Raw genomic sequence first — 16,545 nt, 5'->3', positions numbered from 1 at the left:
CCTTCAATCTAACAAAAAAATAGCTCCACCATTAGGCGTAGCTATTTTTACAATTATTGCTTATTCAAATCATATTCCTTTATCTAACTCATAAAGTTTACGATACTTTTCATTTTCTTTCAGAAGTTGTTTATGACTACCTTGCATGACAATTTGGCCACGATCAAGGAATATAACTTCGTCTACATGTTCTATTCCTACAAGATGATGCGTAATCCAAATAACCGTCTTTTCTTCCGTTGCAGAAAACATTGTTTCAATTAAAGACAATTCTGTTTTTGGATCTAAACCGATAGTCGGTTCATCAAGTACAATAATTGGTGTTTCTTGCATAAGAGTTCTAGCAAAAGCAACTCTTTGTCTTTCCCCACCAGAAAACCGCTTTCCCATTTCATGCATTTTTGTTTGTAATCCGTCTGGAAGAGAAGTAACATGTGAAGCTAGTTGTGCTTTCTCTAAAGCTTTCCATATCTCTTCATCCGTCACCTCTGGTTTGCCAATTCGTACATTATTTCCAATTGTCGTATCAAACAAATGCGGCTTTTGATTTAATACAGAAATATATTTAGATAAAAGATTCGTATGAGCTCGTTCACCATTCAATACAACTTGGCCATTTACTGGGCTTAACGCCCCTGTTAACAATTTTAGTAAAGTAGATTTCCCTGTCCCACTTCTCCCTAAAATAGCAATTTTCTTCCCTGCTTTTATTTGTAATGATACATCTTTTAATACAATCTCATTACTATCTGGATAACTATACGATACGTGATTCAGTTCAATATCTACATGTTTTGGTTCAATATAATCTTTCTCTCCATGCAAATCCGTTTCATCATGTAAAACACTATCACTTTCTACGCCATTAAGACGATGGGTAGATTCTACGTACGATGGTATTCGATCGATGGCATCTGCAATAGGAATAAGCGCGTTCGTTACAGATAAAGTCATTAATACGAAAGCTGCGATAACTGTAGGAGCAATTTGTTCACTTGCCGCTCCATTCCCAGTCCATATGATCATCGAAATAACTACAATACCTACTACTAATTGAATGATACTGTCCCGAATATGATACCAGCGTTTCACTCTCTTTTCGATTTTTAACAACTGATCATTTTGTTTTACATACTCATTAATAAATTCATCTTTACGACCACTTGCTTGCCAATCAGATAATCCAAAAACAGCATCTGTCAGTTGTTGATACAAACGGCTTCTGCCTTGCTTTAAAGTAACATGATGTTTCTTCATCAAAAGTAATGATACAAATGGAAGAAGAAACACGATAATAGCTAACATACAACCTACAATAAGTGCAAACACAAGGTCAAATGCACCGATAACAAGTACGAAGATACTATAAACAACTAGCGCTAATATACTAGGAAATATTGTACGTAAATATAGGTTTTGCAAATGCTCTATATCTTCGGATAACACTCCTAACATATCACCCGTTTGAAATCGAGAACGGAAAAATAACGCCTGTGGTTCTACTATTCTATATAGCTTCGTTCTCATTTTTTCTAATATACGTAGTACGACATCATGTCCGACTAAGCGCTCTATATAATGAAACACAGCTTGCCCTATACTAAACGCTCTTGTTGCAACAATAGGAACATATACAGCCATTACATTTTCTGGTCTAAGGGCAGATTTTGAGATTAAATAACCTGAAATAAAAAGTAACATCGCTCCTGAACTAACTCCAAGAAGACCAAGGAAAATAGTTAAAGTCATTCTACCTTTATTTTGTTTTATATAAGGTTTAACCCAGTTACTCATTTCTCTCCCCTCTCTTCCCTATGAAAATGTAATGTCTCATTCTCTAAAAGTTCTTCATACGTCCCACTTTCTTTCATTTCCCCTTTATTTAAAATAAGGATATGATCCATTTGTTTCATCCAATGTAGACGGTGAGTTGCTAAAAATACTAACTTTCCATTAAATAGACGTAACATCGCTTGCTTTATTTCAAATTCGGTTTCAATATCAAGATGTGCCGTAGGCTCATCTAATAAAATGATTGGTTTTTTACTTAAAAGCGCACGCGCCATAGCAACACGCTGTTCTTGTCCGCCACTTAGCATACGTCCACCTTCTCCAATTCTTTCGTGTATCCCATTTGGAAGTGATGTAACGAGTGAACGAAGGCCGACTTCATTAATAACTCTTTCAACTTCTTCATCTGTTGCATTTGTTTCATAAAAACGAATATTATCCTTTAATGAAAGCGGAAATATATAGGGTTGCTGCGGAATATAAGCAATATTTTTTTGCCAATCTTCACGAGTAGATCCATCAACTTCTACACCATTTACTAACATCTTTCCACTCGAAGGAGATAAAAAACCTGCTAATACGTCGATTAACGTCGATTTCCCTGCACCACTTTCACCAATAACACCAATAGCACCGTTACCTTCCCAAGTAAAATTAATTCCTTCTAATATAGCCTTTTCAGATTCAGCATTATTAACTTTGATATCTTGTAATTTCAAGCTACTAGAGGCATTCCATACTATATCTTCATTTAAATCTTTCTTTTGTATTCCTTTTTGTTGTTGCAAAATCTCTTCTATTTGCTCCATCGCAATTTGTCCATCTAATGTCGCATGATAATTTGCTCCCACTTGTTTAATCGGCAGAAAATATTCCGGAGCTAAAATCAAAATTGTAAGGGCTGGTAATAGTATAATCGTTCCATCTATTAAACGTATCCCTAATCCAACTGCCACAAACGCGATTGATAAACTCGTAAAGAAATCTAATGCAAAAGAAGAAAGAAAAGCAACTCGCAAAGTACGCATCGTTGCTTTTCTATATCTTTTACTTACTTTTTCAATCTTTCCTTCGTGCTGTTCACTTTTCCCTAAATACTTTAATGTTTCTAAACCTTTTAACGTATCTACAAAATGGTTCGAAAGTACACGATATATCTCATACTGACTATCTGCCATTTTTTGCGCTGCTAATCCGAGAAGAATCATAAATATAATCACGATAGGAATCGTTACAACTAAAATGATTCCAGACTCAATATCTAGCGTAAAAACATATAGTACAATTAGACCTGGAACGATACTACTTCTAATCATTTTAGGAATCGTTAATTCAATATATGTTTTAAATTTCTCAATCCCCTCAATTGATAAGGTAACCAGATGACCTGTTCCAACAGTTTGAACATACCTTGGACCTAATGTGAAATATGCCTCTATCAATTGTTTTCTTAGTAACGACCCTGTTTTTTCGGCAAAACGTTCCACTAATATTTGTGATGTTCGAACTACTATGTTACGCGCTGCAAACGCGATACCAAAATAAACAATTTCACTTAATATTGTTTGTACTGTCTCTCCATGAAATAAAAACGTAATAGCTCGTGCTAAAAAGATTGTTTGCGCAATAATACTAAAAGCTTCTAAAATACTAATAATAGTTAACGCTACATATAAAATACGGCTACCGGGATAAGACGGAAGTCCTCTTTTTCTTTTCATTAGTACTCCAAATCGTTGTCTGACTTAACAGGTTGTCTAAATACATAATAACTCCATATTTGACTTCCGATAACGAAAGGCAAAATAGCAATCGCAAAGTAAGTCATAAGTTTTAATGCATAAGCTCCTGATGCTGCGTTGTAAATTGTCAAATCATTCATTGCTCCTAAAGAGCTAATCATAACACGTGGGAACATACCGATAAATACACTCGCACTTAGTAAAATGATTGTTAAACTCGTCATAAAGAAAGCCCAACCATCTCTTCTTCTTTTATTTAATAACGTGGACACTAATAGTGCTACAAAAGCTCCGATTGGTACCATAATCCATTCTGTTCCATGAGCAGTGAAAATGTCGGTTTTCCATAACCCCACACCAGCAAAAACAAGAAGTGTAATTAATGAAAATGGTGCAATTTTTATTGCAGCAATTCGTGCACGTTCTCTCAATTTACCAGTTGTACGTATCGTAAGAAATTGTAATCCGTGAACAATACATAGTAGGAGAAACATTACTCCCCCAAGTAACGCAAATGGATGAAGTAATTGCAGGAATCCACCTACAACATTTTTACTCTCATCAATAGGTACACCTACCATAAAGTTTGCAATCGCAACTCCCCAAAGGATAGGAGGTAACATACTTCCAATAAACATCCCCCAATCCCACGCACTCTTCCATTTATGATTATCTATTTTCGCACGAAATTTAAAGGAAACACCTCTTAAAATTAAAGCAAGAAGCATAAATACAAACGGAATATAAAAACCACTAAATAAAGTTGCATACCAGTGCGGAAATGCCGCAAACATGGCTCCACCAGCACAAACAAGCCATACTTCATTCGCGTGCCAGAACGGTCCTATTGTATTTAAGTAAACTCGTTTTTCAAAATCATTCTTTCCTAAAAACCTCGAAACCATTCCTACCCCAAAGTCGAAACCTTCCAGTACAAAGAATCCAACAAATAAGATTGCAATAACTAAAAACCATAACTCATTAAGAGATAACATACTCTTCCTCCTTATCAAATGGATCATGGCTTTGATAATCCTTTTTCGTTTTCTTATTCTTGTGGCCCTTAATGGTACGAACAAATAAGTACACACAAATTCCACCCATAATTAAATACATTGATGTGAATGAAATAAGTGAGAATAATACTTCACCGAATGTTACATTTGGTGATACAGCATCTTCTGTTTTCATTACACCAAATACAACCCAAGGTTGACGACCCATTTCAGTCATAATCCACCCTACTGTATTACCGATGAATGGAAGAGAAATTGCATACACCATTAATTTTAAATACCACGTTTTTTCAGCTAAACGATCTTTTCTTGATAAGAACCATCCGTAAGCTCCTAGAAGAAGCATGAATGTTCCACTCATTACCATCGCTCTAAAACTCCAAAACATTGTATGCACTGGAGGAATATAATCTCCAGGTCCATATTTTTCTTCATATTGTTTTTGAATTTGATTCATCCCTTCAACTTGACCGCTAAACTTATCATACGATAATAGACTTAGCATATAAGGGATTTGAATTTCAAACGAATTTTCTTTCTTCTCTGTATCAATTTTCGAAAATACTGTAAATGGCGCTGGATCCTCACTTGTATTCCATAGCGCTTCAGCTGCCGCCATCTTCATTGGATGTGTCTTAATTAATTGTTGCGCTTGTGCATGACCGAAGAATAATACAAGCGCCGTTGTAATTGTTCCAACAATGATAGAAATGCGGAAAGATTTTTTAAATACTACAGTTTCTTGTCCTTTTGTAATTTTCCATGCACTTACACCCGCAATAAAGAATGCACCTGTTGCAATTGCTGCTGTAATTGTATGCGGGAATTGTACCCATAGTTGTGGGTTTTGAATAATGGCTAAGAAATCATTCATTTGTGCACGACCATCAGCTGCCATTTCATACCCGACAGGTGACTGCATAAATGCACTTGCAGTTAAAATCCAGAATGCTGATAACATCGTTCCAATTGAAAGGAGCCAAATACACATTAAGTGAATTCGCTTCGGTAATTTATCCTCACCGAATACCCATAAACCTAGGAATGTAGACTCAATGAAAAATGCCAGTAATCCTTCAATTGCAAGCGAGGGACCAAATACATCACCTACAAAACGTGAATACGTTGACCAGTTCATACCAAACTGAAATTCTTGTAAAATACCTGTTACTACACCTACTGCAAAGTTAATAAGGAATAATTGCGTCCAAAACTTTGCCATCTTCTTATATACTTCTTGCCCTTTTACCACATACAACGTTTGCATGATCGCAATAATAAAAGCTAAACCAATTGACAGCGGAACAAAAAAGTAATGGAAAATCGTTGTTGATGCGAACTGTATTCGTGCCAATTCGAGCGTTTCCATACTAAAATCACTTCCTTCATAGTTTTTATAATAAAAGTTAATTGAGCAATCTTATCAAACTCAATTATTAAGAAATACGAAAAGACAAAAACATTTTGTATGTATTGTCGAAAAATATGAAGTTTCAGTTTTTCAAACTATTGTAATGCTATTTTTTACCTTTTCACTATTTCTGTAGTGTTTTATTCGTTAATCGAATTGTATAATATACCTGCATAGTAAATTCAGGTTATTTTTGACGTATTATTGACATCATTTTGTCTGAAATATGTCTTTTGTCATTTTTTTGAATCAGATTTTTTTCATTAGCAAAATGTGTTTTTTCAATATACGGCTTACTTTTATATCTATAAAACAATCGTTTTTTCTTCATACACTTGACTTTCAACCGAAAAAATGTCCTCGAAACTACCCTCGATAAATGCTTATTTTTTGTCAAGAGAAAAATGTATTTTCAAAATTCAAACTCGAAATAATGTTATTCAAAAATAGAAAATAACTTCCCTCTCCCTCGACTAAAAGTTCATTTTTTTGTCATTTTTTCCATAACAAATAAAAAACTGAGAGTCAATTAGACTCCCAGTTTTTTTATTTATTTTGCTGTATGTTTTCTAACGGCTGGTAATATTTCAGTAGCAATTAATTCAATATTTTTCTCAATTTTATCAAATGGTACACCGCCAAAATCAATTTGTGCCATAAAGCGTTGTTGGCCAAACAATTCATATTGGTAAAGCATTTTCTCAATGATTTGTTGTGGGCTACCAATCATTAAAGCATCGCGGTAATCTATTGCATTTGTAAATTGCTGTTTCGGATACCCACCACCGCGCAGTGTAAGCATACCAGCATTAATGTGAGGGTAATATTCACTAAGTGCATCTTGTGAATTTTTTGCCGTATAAAATAAACTCGTTGTCGCAACTGGTAAACTAGCTGGATCAAATCCACTTTGCTGAGCAGCCTCGCGGTAAGCATCTACTGACACTTTAAAGTTAATTGCTGGACCACCAAGTGTTGTTATCATCATTGGCACACCTGCACGTCCTGCTTTAATTGCACTAGCTGGCGGTCCACCAACCGCACGCCAAATTGGCAGGTTATTATTTTTAGCTCTAGGGATAACTGAAGCATGCTCAAGTGGTGCTCTGAACTGCCCATTCCATGTTACATGTTCCTCTTTATTAATTTTTAATAAAAGATCCATCTTCTCTTCAAATAACTCTTCATAATCATTCACATCATAACCAAGTAAACTATATCCTCCAATACGAGATCCACGACCAGCTACGATTTCAGCACGACCATTAGAAATCAAGTCAATGGTAGCGAAATCCTCATATACTCGAACTGGGTCAGATGTACTTAATATCGTTGCGGAACTTGCAATTTTTATATTTTTCGTAGCTTGCGCGACCGCACCTAAAATAACTGTATGAGCTTGCGTTGTAAAATGCGTTTGATGACTTTCGCCTACAGCAAACACATCAAGCCCTGCCTCATCTGCTAACTTAGCTGTTTCAATTAGTTCGTGAATTCTTTTTTCTGGCGTAATTTTCTCCCCATTATGTGGATTTAAAACATGATCGCCAATTGAATATAACCCAAACTCAATTCCTTTTCTTGTATCTATACGGTATTTTTCCATAGTTACTCTCCCCTTTAATAATGTAGTATTAGTTTTTCTTCTAAAAACGTTGGTAAGTCAAGTATATCTCCGTATTACCTATCTCATCACTTGATTAGTCAATTGATAAGGTAAAAAAAATTACTCTTGCGGTAATTCTTTTTTTTCGCTATGCTTATGAACTTTCGTCATCAGCTCGTATAATATTTTCTGCTCTTCTTCATTTAATACATCATCAAAAAACGAAGATTGAAATGCAAGTTGCTCTGGCAATGCTCTCTCTAAAGCAGCTTCTCCTTGCTCTGTAAGACTAATTGTTTTCGTTTTCCAATCTTGTTTTCGTACAATATATCCTTCTTTTTCAAGACGAGTTAACATTCGAGAAATGCCACCTTGTGTAACAGTTACCTTTTCAGCTAACTCCATTTGTGTGAGTGGTTGATACGTACGTATTTGCAAAAGCACATCAAATTGAGCTGTCGTTAAATCAAAACGTTTTAAAAACTCATTTGACATTTGATTACTTTGGTTCGTAAATCGTATTAAACGTAACCATATTAATGATCCTATCGTATTATCACGCATGTTTCATCACTTCCTAGCGTTCATCTTACTATCACTTTACTACGCAAGTGATAAAAAAGCAAGATAAAATGTAATAAATATAGCGATAGAGTATTGCATAAATAATGATAAGTAAGAATTCATATAAACATGAATTCTTACTTATCATTATTCTTAACTTTTCATTTCATTCATTACTATATTTAAAGCTGCCATAGCTTTTGGCCAACCAACGTAAAAAGCCATATGTGTTATTAATGCAACCAATTCATTCTCCATAACCCCATTTTGTTTAGCTAGCTTCAGATGAAATTGTAATTGTTCTGTATTACCGAGACTGATTAGTGCTGACACAGTACACAAACTTCTTTCTCTTAATGTTAAAGTGGCATCCCGCCACACTTCCTCAAATAATATCTTTTCACTATAATGAGCAAATGCAGGTGCCATTTCTCTCATTTTCTTTTTAATCTGTACTTCAATAAGTTCATTCTTCATTTTTTTCTCCCTTTATTTTCACCATTTGTGCTATTCCTTGACCAAATGACCAGTTTTCAGCAGCTGTCTCATTTAGTGTAATAAAAATATCCGAAACTTTAACGTCGGAATATTGCGGGATTTTTAAGGATACAGATTGATACAAATCTTTTTTCTGTTGCACCGTTCTTCCCGGTCCACATGTAATAGAAACATAAATCATATTCTCTGTTCTCTTTTCTCCTCTTTCCAACAAATAATATGGATTATATAAAAATTTGTTTTGTTGGTAAGGTAAGAACATTTGAAAATAATCATTTTCAGGGATGTTAAAATGTTCAATTAATGAAAGATGGATACATTCACCCATTTTTTCCAACTCTTCTTCATTTAATATGTTTTCAGAATAATAAATCTTCACAAAAGGCATAGACTTTCATTCCTTTTCTTATTTTTAATATACAACAAAATTTCATCGTGAAATGTGTAAAATCTCATATACTGTAACACCCTTATTCACTACAATATCAGGCTTCTCTTCATAAAACTCAAACCTACTATATCCCCATTTATCCGGATTATAAACGATTACATTCCCTAAACACTTTTCGTTGTTTTGTACCTCTTCATTCATAGTGCTTAATTGAGTCCCAATCAGTGTTTTACTTTGAGAAATACTTCCTGCATATTCAACAACATATCTACTTTTCTTAAATCCATCACTTAGATTAACCACTAATGGAACACCTATATGTATTTGTTGCCATCCAAAAGATTGTAAAATGTTATCGTAATACCCTTCAAAGATAAATTTATTCATCCCTTCATTACCATTCCAAATATATAAAGGTGCATAGCAGTTATAAAAATTCCCGTCTTTCTCCGTTTCCGTAATTAAATAAGCTTTAAAATTTAGTTCTTGGAAACCATCAGTTTTATAGCCATTATCCTTTACCCTTTTCTTAATAATTTCCATGTCATAATCCTTTGGAAGAATGACCTTATATTGCATTCCAATCATGTTTATCACTCGCTTTCAATCTTATATACATTATGATAACTCGATAAGCGGCTAACGTAAAATAGGTATAAATTATGTTTGGTATCATTTATAATGATAGTGCATAAGGGGCTGAGATACATGGAAATAAATGATCTTATTATATTCAAAACTGTGGCCAGTGAGGGTTCTATTAGTAAAGCTGCTAAAGAGTTAGGATATGTTCAACCGAACGTAACTGAGCGAATCAAAAAATTAGAACAAGAATTAGAAACGCCTTTACTACATAGAGATAACAAAGGTGTTTCCTTGTTACCTGCTGGTGACATTTTATTAGATTACACGAATAAAATATTAACTCTATTAGAAGAAGTAAAAGATGAAATTAAAACGAGTGGTTCTTCTTATATAATAGCGACGTCACAATCTATTTTGACAAATTATTTAAGTAAGCGTATTAAAGTAAATTTCAGAAATTATCAAATATATGTAGAAAGTAGTAGTCATTTGCAAAAATTACTGCAGCAACAAAAAGTTGATATGGTCATAACTTATGAGGATTATCCTGACGCATCGTTTAAAAAAGTGTTCACAACCTCAATTTCTGTAGGCTTATTAAAAGCGAAAGAAAAATGTACCATTGATTATTCAAAAGAAATTTTCTTCGTTAGCAATGACAAAAAGTGCCCTTTTAGGAATAAGACAATACAATTTCTAAAAGAAAACAATCTATCTCAGCGACAACTTCAACAGTTGGATTCTTATTCGCTTATGGAAGAGTTTATTGCTGATGGAAAAGGAATAGCTTTTTTACCGATTAAAAATGATACATTAGTAATAATTGAAGATGTTCCCCTTGAGAATTTAGCTGTTCATTTTTTTACGAATCAAACCTTTATAAAGCATATCCCTGATGAACTATTTGATTAATAAAATGACTTTGATTACAAACTTTTTTCAAAATAAAAATCCCTCTTTAACGAATATAAAAGAGGGATTTTTATTTTGTATACAATTGATTTTTCACACGTTTTGCTCCACTTCTGTACTTTTCTCCTTTTTATTCCTTTTAAAACTCTTCAATTTCTTAACCGTCCCAACCAATCCTTTCGGAAAAACGAGTAGCACGATAATATACAATAAACCTAGAATAATCGTCCATCTTTCAAAAATCGGATATTCCGTCGCTAGTTCTGATAAATAATATTTTAGTGATTCAATAATCCCAGACCCAGCAATAGCTCCAATTAATGTTCCCACTCCTCCAATCATTGTCATTAAGAGTGCATTTAGTGTCATTTCAATTGAAAATACAGTCGTATTGACAAAGCGCAATGTAATAACAAATAAACCACCGCTAATTGCAGCTACTATTCCTGCGACTACACTTGCGATTATTTTATAATGGAGGACTTTATATCCAAGTGCTTCAACACGTTGTTCATTTTGTGAAATTGCCTTTAATACTTTCCCAATAGAAGACTTTGTAAAAAGACGTAATAGAATAAAAATGAAGCATAAACATACAAGTGATACATAATAAAAAGTAAAACGATCACGGAATATTTCTGGTACCCCAAATGTAAAACCATCTCCTCCGTGAGTAAGCCCACGCCATTTTTCAGCAAGTACGAAAAACAACTGTGAAATAGCAAGTGTTAACATTGCATAAAAATGACTTTTCAATCGTAAAGAAAGCAAACCAATTATATAACTAACGATTGCTGAAACGATAATTGCAGCTACTATTCCAATTAAAAAGTTCGTTATTGATACGCCTTGTCGATCAAATAAAAGCGCTACCCCATATGCTCCTATCCCAAAGAACATACAATGACCGAACGATACAATTCCTGTATACCCAAGCAATACATCAAAACTCATTGCAAAAATAGCAAAGATGAAGATTTGAGTGAACAAAATTAACAGGCTCCGTGAATCATTTACGAACGGAAATACACTTAAACAAATGAGCATACATACTCCGAAGTATACTTTAATTCGGTCCGATGTGTTGTTCACCATTTCACCCCTTTTCACCAACAAGTCCAGTTGGCTTCACTATTAAGAAAAATAGTAACATTAACATATTAATTGCAAGTGATAAATCTGGTATAAAATACGCTGTAAAAGCACCAGCTAATCCGACAATTAAAGAAGCAATAGCTGAACCTTGTACGCTTCCTAATCCACCGATAATTACTACTATAAATGCTAAAATTGCATACTGCATGCCCATCTCGGCGAAAATAACGCCCGAATACGGTGCTAATAAGAATCCTCCCAAAGCTGCCATCCCTGCTCCTAATAAAAAGACGAAAGAAAATATCGCTTTTACATTAATACCAAGCGCTTGAACCATTTCTTTATCCATTACACCTGCACGAATCATAAGACCTATCTTCGTCTTTTTGAGTAATAGTAGTAGTGCAATGTAAATAATTATCCCAATCAAAATAACAAATAGACGATATTTAATTAATATAATACCTCCGGATGTAAAACTTCCTTGTAACCATAACGGTAATTTTGCACTAATAGGGTTTGGCCCCCAAAATATTTTAATACACTCACTAAGAACGAGCATTCCCCCAAGCGTAACGAGCAGCTGTCGAACATGATTTCCATATACTGGTCTAATAAGAAACCTTTCTAAAATAAATCCTAGGAACATTCCCATAGCTACTGCTCCAACTAAAGCTAATATATAACTTCCTGTCATATTAAATAACCAAACACCTGTAAATGCTCCCCATGCAAATAAACCACCGTGTGCAAAGTTTAAAACGCTCATTAGACCGAAAATAAGTGAAAGACCTGATGCTAACAAAAAAATGAGCATCCCTGTTGAAATCCCATTTACAAATAAATTGATTAACACATCCATCCTTTTCACCTCGGATTCATGTTAAGAGATTCCTAAATATTTATGACACATTTCCTTATCCTTTTTTAATTCATTCATAAAACCGTTATGAACAATTCGTCCGTTATCCATAATGTAAAAATAATCGCCAATTTGACTAGCCATCATAAAATTTTGCTCAACAAGCAAAACTGTTGTTTTCTCTTTCATCTTCAAAATAGCTACCATTAATTTCTCCACCATTATCGGGGATAGCCCTTTGCTCGGTTCATCAATAAGTAATAATCCATCACTATTAATAAACGCTCTTGAAATAGCCAACATTTGCTTTTGCCCTCCGCTCAAGAGCCCACTTTTCTTATTCCAAAACTGCTTTAAATCCGGAAACAGTTCCAGCATCCACTCTATTTTCCCTTCTACTTCTTCACCTTTCCCCCTAGCAAGAGCGAATGTTTCTTCTACTGTCAAATCATGAAAAATACCTTGATTTTCTGGTACATACCCTATTCCTTTCCTTGAAATTAAATGTGTAGGTAATCCACTTACTTTTGCACTATCATAATAAATTTCACCATCTGCAATGCGGTGAAACCCCATCACTGAACGTAATGTCGTTGTTTTCCCTGCCCCATTTCTACCAAACAGTACAGTAATCGTCCCTTTCTCAACAGCAAGAGATACTCCTTGCAAAATATGAAACTGATCTAAATACGTTTCTATATTATTCACTTGTAATAGTGCCACTATATAATCCCCCTAAATAAGCACTTTGTACACGCTCATCTTTCATAATTTCTTCTGGCAATCCTTCAGCCAATAACTCTCCATGAAATAAAACGATAAGATGATCTGACAAACCTAGTATCATATCCATTTTGTGTTCGATAAGTACAATTGTGCTCTCTGGATGTTTCTTAATATTTTCAATCACTTGTAATATAGCAGGGACTTCCTCAACCGAAATACCTGCCGTCGGCTCATCAAGTAATAACACATCCGTTTTTAAAGCTAATAACATCGCAAGTTCTAGCTTTCTTTTCTCTCCATGTGCCAAATCTTTCGCTAATACGTTCTCTTTCTCATGAAGTAATACTGTTTTTAAGAAACGTCTCGCCTCTCCAACTTGTTGCTTTAATTTTGCTGGGCTCGGGAAAAAACTATAGTAATCTTGTACGAATGATTGAACACTTAAACGGACATTTTCAAGTACCGTTAATTCTGGGAATATGTTTGTAAGCTGAAAAGAGCGACCGATTCCTAAGCGTGTTCGATCTGAAATCGATAGTTTTGTAATATCTTGCCCTTTAAAATACACTTCACCTGTTGTGGGTGAAATCTGTCCACTTAGTAAATTAAATAACGTTGTCTTCCCCGCACCATTTGGCCCGATAATAGAAATGAGCTTTCCTTTTTGGACAGTTAAATTTACATCTTTAATAACTTGATGTTCACCAAAAGATACGCTAAGATTTTTCGTCTCTAGCAAATGTGTCACGAAATCCCTCCCTTTAAAGCCGTGAGTATGAAAGAAATATGTATAAAGAGGGTCCCCCTCTTTATACAAAAACAACAGAAAATTCAGTCTATTTATTTTGAACTGGTGGTTCTGTTTCTTTCATCGTTAATTCTCGCTCTAACACTGGCACCGGATAATCAACACCGTCTTGCTTTTTCAATGTGATAGAATACAGTGTCTGCATCGCTTGGTGGTCCTTCTCTCTAAACTTCATCTTTCCTTTCGGTGTATCGAATTCCATTCCTTCCATTTTCTTAATCAATGTATCTACATCTGTATCACCTTTTGTTTTCTTTAAAGCTTCTACGATAGAAATTGCTGCTGACATTCCTCCTGCTGTAAACAAATCTGGCACTGCACCATTAAAACGTTTTTTATGCTCTTCAACTAGCCAATCATTCACTTTATTTTTGGGAAGTGTGTGATAATATACAGAAAAACCTTGCATACCTACTAATGCATCCATTGTTTTTAATGCTGGTATATCTGGCGCACCTGTAGAAATTTTAATACCTTGCGCTTCCACATTCATATCTTTCAACTGTTTCCAAGGTGAATTTGCCCCTGCCCAAACGATAAATAAATAATCTGGTTTTGAACTAATGATATTTTGAATATTCGCTGTAAAATCTGTTGAATTTGTATCCGCGTATTGCTCATTCACAATGTTCGCACCTAATTTTTTCGCACCCGCTTTAAATGCAGCAATCCCTTCACGACCAAAAGCGTTATCTGGGGCAAATGTTGCAATCTTTACATCTTTTTTCGCAATTGCTGCTGCTCCTGCAATCGCATCTTGTGAGGAACTTCTTCCAGTTCTAAAAATATATTTATTCCAGTTCTTCCCGGTAATACTATCCGCAACTGCCGGTTCTACAACCATAATCTTTTCATATTCCCCGGCCAGTGGTAAAACCGCTAACGTATCACTTGAACTAGACGATCCAACTAAAAAATCAACTTTCTCTTCTTCTAATAACTTCGTAGCTTTTTTAACTGCTACATCCGCTTTCGTTTCTGTATCTTCTACAACAAACTTAATCTTTTTCCCATCTACTTTCCCAGTTCCACCAGTGGCATAGTCTAACCCTAATTCAAATCCGTTCACTGTTTGTTTTCCATACGATTCTAATGGACCTGTTAATGAGGCAAGAACCCCTACTTTAATCGTTTTTTCATCCTCTGTACTTGTTTTCTTTCCTGAACAAGCTGCCGTTATTAATAATGAACCTAGAACACAACCAGTAAACATCGTCTTTAGCCACTTACGTTTTTTCATCGACATTGTGATCCTCCCCATACTTTACTTTCTGATAGAATCAAACACGCCAAAATCCCCTGTCCGTAATCATGACTAACTAATTCGATAGATAATGGAAAACTCTTGTAGTACCCTCTACATTCGGCACAAATATATAATCACCTTCCTATGTAATGGAAACGGACATACAATCAATATATATTCTGCAATCCAATTGAAAATACTGTTTCATTTCAGTAATGACCATACAAAAAGACTAACTTATTTTTAAGTTAGTCTTTTCCCCTTAATTAGAGTTAAGTTCTACTTTCTCTAACCCTTCAGCCAATTGTTTCTTATCTAGTCCTTCTCCTATTACTACTAAGTTTGTCGGGAAACCGAAGTCTTGTTCTAATAAAGTTGGTACTCCGAACGAATATTGGAATAGGTGAGGGTATTTATCTCCATGGAATTTCACAAAACCTTTTACTCGATAAATACTATCTGGTAAATTCGAAAGCCATTCATATAATTTGTCTTGATCAATCGGTTTCGTAAATTGATACGTCATCGTTTGTATATGTAAATGCTGTTTGACATGTAGTGTCTCGTGTTCCTCATCATTTGGAAATTCTGCTTCTTCTATATCTTTTAAAGATATATTACAATACTTTGTCTCATACATTTTCGCATGATCATTTATTGCCTTTACTTCTTCAAATACTGTATTCTTATCTTCATCTGTTAGTAAATCTGCTTTATTAACAAGAATGTGACTACCAAATTTCAGTTGCTCATGCAATAGCTGTTGTACATTTGCACTTAATATACTTCGGTTTAACCACCTTACTGCATCTAAAACGACTACAATTGATTTCACTTCCAGGAAAGGAGCTAAAATTGGTGAGACACACGCGTCTAACACTTCAATTGGATGCGCAACACCTGTCGTTTCTATATAAATTACATCTGGTCTTTCTTGTTGGTATAACGAATGTAATTGTATTTCAAGCTCTTCTTTTAACGTACAACAAATACATCCTTTAAGAAGTTCTCTTAAAACATTCTCTTTTCCAATAATATCTGTATCTACTGAGTATTCACCAATTTCATTCATTAATACTGCAACTTTTCTATTCTTCTTTTTCTCTGCTAACAATAAATTTTGTAATAATGTTGATTTTCCACTACCTAAAAAACCACCTAATATATGAATCTCCACTTTATTCATTCAACCGACCATCCATTTCTTTACTTCAATTGTATTCAAAGCGTAATAATTACGATTTATATTTATCATTTTATTAAAAGAATGACCATTTGTAAATATAAGAGAT

16 protein-coding genes are annotated in these 16,545 nt (G+C 34.5%); 1 reads left to right on the top strand and 15 read right to left on the bottom strand.

Annotated features, from left to right (window positions below):
- Positions 1-69: 69 nt before the first annotated feature.
- The 9 genes from cydC to AC3EMB_RS09825 all read right to left on the bottom strand — a co-directional run bounded on the left by cydC (position 70) and on the right by AC3EMB_RS09825 (position 9,607).
- Positions 70-1,794, bottom strand: coding sequence for a thiol reductant ABC exporter subunit CydC (gene cydC / locus AC3EMB_RS09865; protein ID WP_488517659.1), 1,725 nt, complete (start codon positions 1,792-1,794; stop codon positions 70-72).
- A complete protein-coding gene (cydD, locus tag AC3EMB_RS09860; RefSeq protein ID WP_053564736.1) occupies positions 1,791-3,512 on the bottom strand; it encodes a thiol reductant ABC exporter subunit CydD in 1,722 nt (573 codons plus the stop codon). The genes cydC and cydD overlap by 4 nt, the downstream gene beginning before the upstream one ends.
- Positions 3,512-4,528 (bottom strand): cytochrome d ubiquinol oxidase subunit II, encoded by a 1,017-nt coding sequence (gene cydB, locus AC3EMB_RS09855; RefSeq protein WP_000950083.1) that lies wholly within the window; start codon positions 4,526-4,528, stop codon positions 3,512-3,514. The genes cydD and cydB overlap by 1 nt, the downstream gene beginning before the upstream one ends.
- Positions 4,515-5,918: a cytochrome ubiquinol oxidase subunit I gene (cydA, locus tag AC3EMB_RS09850; protein WP_000448869.1), complete on the bottom strand. Its 1,404-nt coding sequence runs from the start codon at positions 5,916-5,918 to the stop codon at positions 4,515-4,517. The genes cydB and cydA overlap by 14 nt, the downstream gene beginning before the upstream one ends.
- A gap of 592 nt (positions 5,919-6,510) precedes the next feature.
- Complete coding sequence (locus AC3EMB_RS09845; RefSeq protein WP_000417549.1) at positions 6,511-7,566, bottom strand: LLM class flavin-dependent oxidoreductase; 1,056 nt, start codon at positions 7,564-7,566, stop codon at positions 6,511-6,513.
- A 120-nt stretch (positions 7,567-7,686) separates the two neighbouring features.
- Positions 7,687-8,130 carry a MarR family winged helix-turn-helix transcriptional regulator gene (locus AC3EMB_RS09840; RefSeq protein ID WP_001205523.1) on the bottom strand — a complete coding sequence of 148 codons (444 nt, stop codon included), beginning with the start codon at positions 8,128-8,130 and terminating at the stop codon, positions 7,687-7,689.
- Positions 8,131-8,283: 153 nt separating this feature from the next.
- Positions 8,284-8,607 carry a carboxymuconolactone decarboxylase family protein gene (locus AC3EMB_RS09835; RefSeq protein ID WP_075719618.1) on the bottom strand — a complete coding sequence of 108 codons (324 nt, stop codon included), beginning with the start codon at positions 8,605-8,607 and terminating at the stop codon, positions 8,284-8,286.
- On the bottom strand, positions 8,597-9,016 hold the full coding sequence (locus tag AC3EMB_RS09830) for a tautomerase family protein (RefSeq protein WP_078400347.1): 420 nt from the start codon (positions 9,014-9,016) through the stop codon (positions 8,597-8,599). The genes AC3EMB_RS09835 and AC3EMB_RS09830 overlap by 11 nt, the downstream gene beginning before the upstream one ends.
- Positions 9,017-9,058: 42 nt before the next feature.
- On the bottom strand, positions 9,059-9,607 hold the full coding sequence (locus AC3EMB_RS09825; RefSeq protein WP_075719614.1) for a DUF4865 family protein: 549 nt from the start codon (positions 9,605-9,607) through the stop codon (positions 9,059-9,061).
- A 120-nt stretch (positions 9,608-9,727) separates the two neighbouring features.
- On the opposite strand from AC3EMB_RS09825, the gene AC3EMB_RS09820 reads away from it, so the two are divergent.
- Entirely contained in the window at positions 9,728-10,516 is a 789-nt protein-coding gene (locus tag AC3EMB_RS09820; protein ID WP_000404994.1) for a LysR family transcriptional regulator, read from the top strand.
- Between the two features lie 93 nt (positions 10,517-10,609).
- On the opposite strand, the gene AC3EMB_RS09815 is transcribed toward AC3EMB_RS09820, so the two are convergent.
- The 6 genes from AC3EMB_RS09815 to AC3EMB_RS09790 form a co-directional block, all read right to left on the bottom strand.
- The gene (locus AC3EMB_RS09815) at positions 10,610-11,563 is read right to left on the bottom strand and encodes a branched-chain amino acid ABC transporter permease (RefSeq protein WP_002083259.1); all 954 of its coding nucleotides are present in this window, start codon (positions 11,561-11,563) and stop codon (positions 10,610-10,612) included.
- Positions 11,564-11,612: 49 nt separating this feature from the next.
- The gene (locus AC3EMB_RS09810) at positions 11,613-12,473 is read right to left on the bottom strand and encodes a branched-chain amino acid ABC transporter permease (protein ID WP_000382788.1); all 861 of its coding nucleotides are present in this window, start codon (positions 12,471-12,473) and stop codon (positions 11,613-11,615) included.
- 21 nt (positions 12,474-12,494) lie between these two features.
- Positions 12,495-13,196 (bottom strand): ABC transporter ATP-binding protein, encoded by a 702-nt coding sequence (locus AC3EMB_RS09805; protein WP_001196696.1) that lies wholly within the window; start codon positions 13,194-13,196, stop codon positions 12,495-12,497.
- A complete protein-coding gene (locus AC3EMB_RS09800; RefSeq protein WP_061664145.1) occupies positions 13,174-13,947 on the bottom strand; it encodes an ABC transporter ATP-binding protein in 774 nt (257 codons plus the stop codon). Before AC3EMB_RS09800 ends, AC3EMB_RS09805 begins: the two co-directional genes overlap by 23 nt.
- 88 nt (positions 13,948-14,035) lie before the next feature.
- Complete coding sequence (locus AC3EMB_RS09795; RefSeq protein WP_000062000.1) at positions 14,036-15,253, bottom strand: substrate-binding domain-containing protein; 1,218 nt, start codon at positions 15,251-15,253, stop codon at positions 14,036-14,038.
- A 262-nt stretch (positions 15,254-15,515) separates the two neighbouring features.
- Complete coding sequence (locus AC3EMB_RS09790; RefSeq protein WP_001044939.1) at positions 15,516-16,439, bottom strand: CobW family GTP-binding protein; 924 nt, start codon at positions 16,437-16,439, stop codon at positions 15,516-15,518.
- Positions 16,440-16,545: the final 106 nt, after the last annotated feature.

The sequence above is a fragment of the Bacillus sp. LQ16 genome, from assembly GCF_057784645.1.
This window is presented reverse-complemented; position numbering and strand designations above follow the sequence as displayed.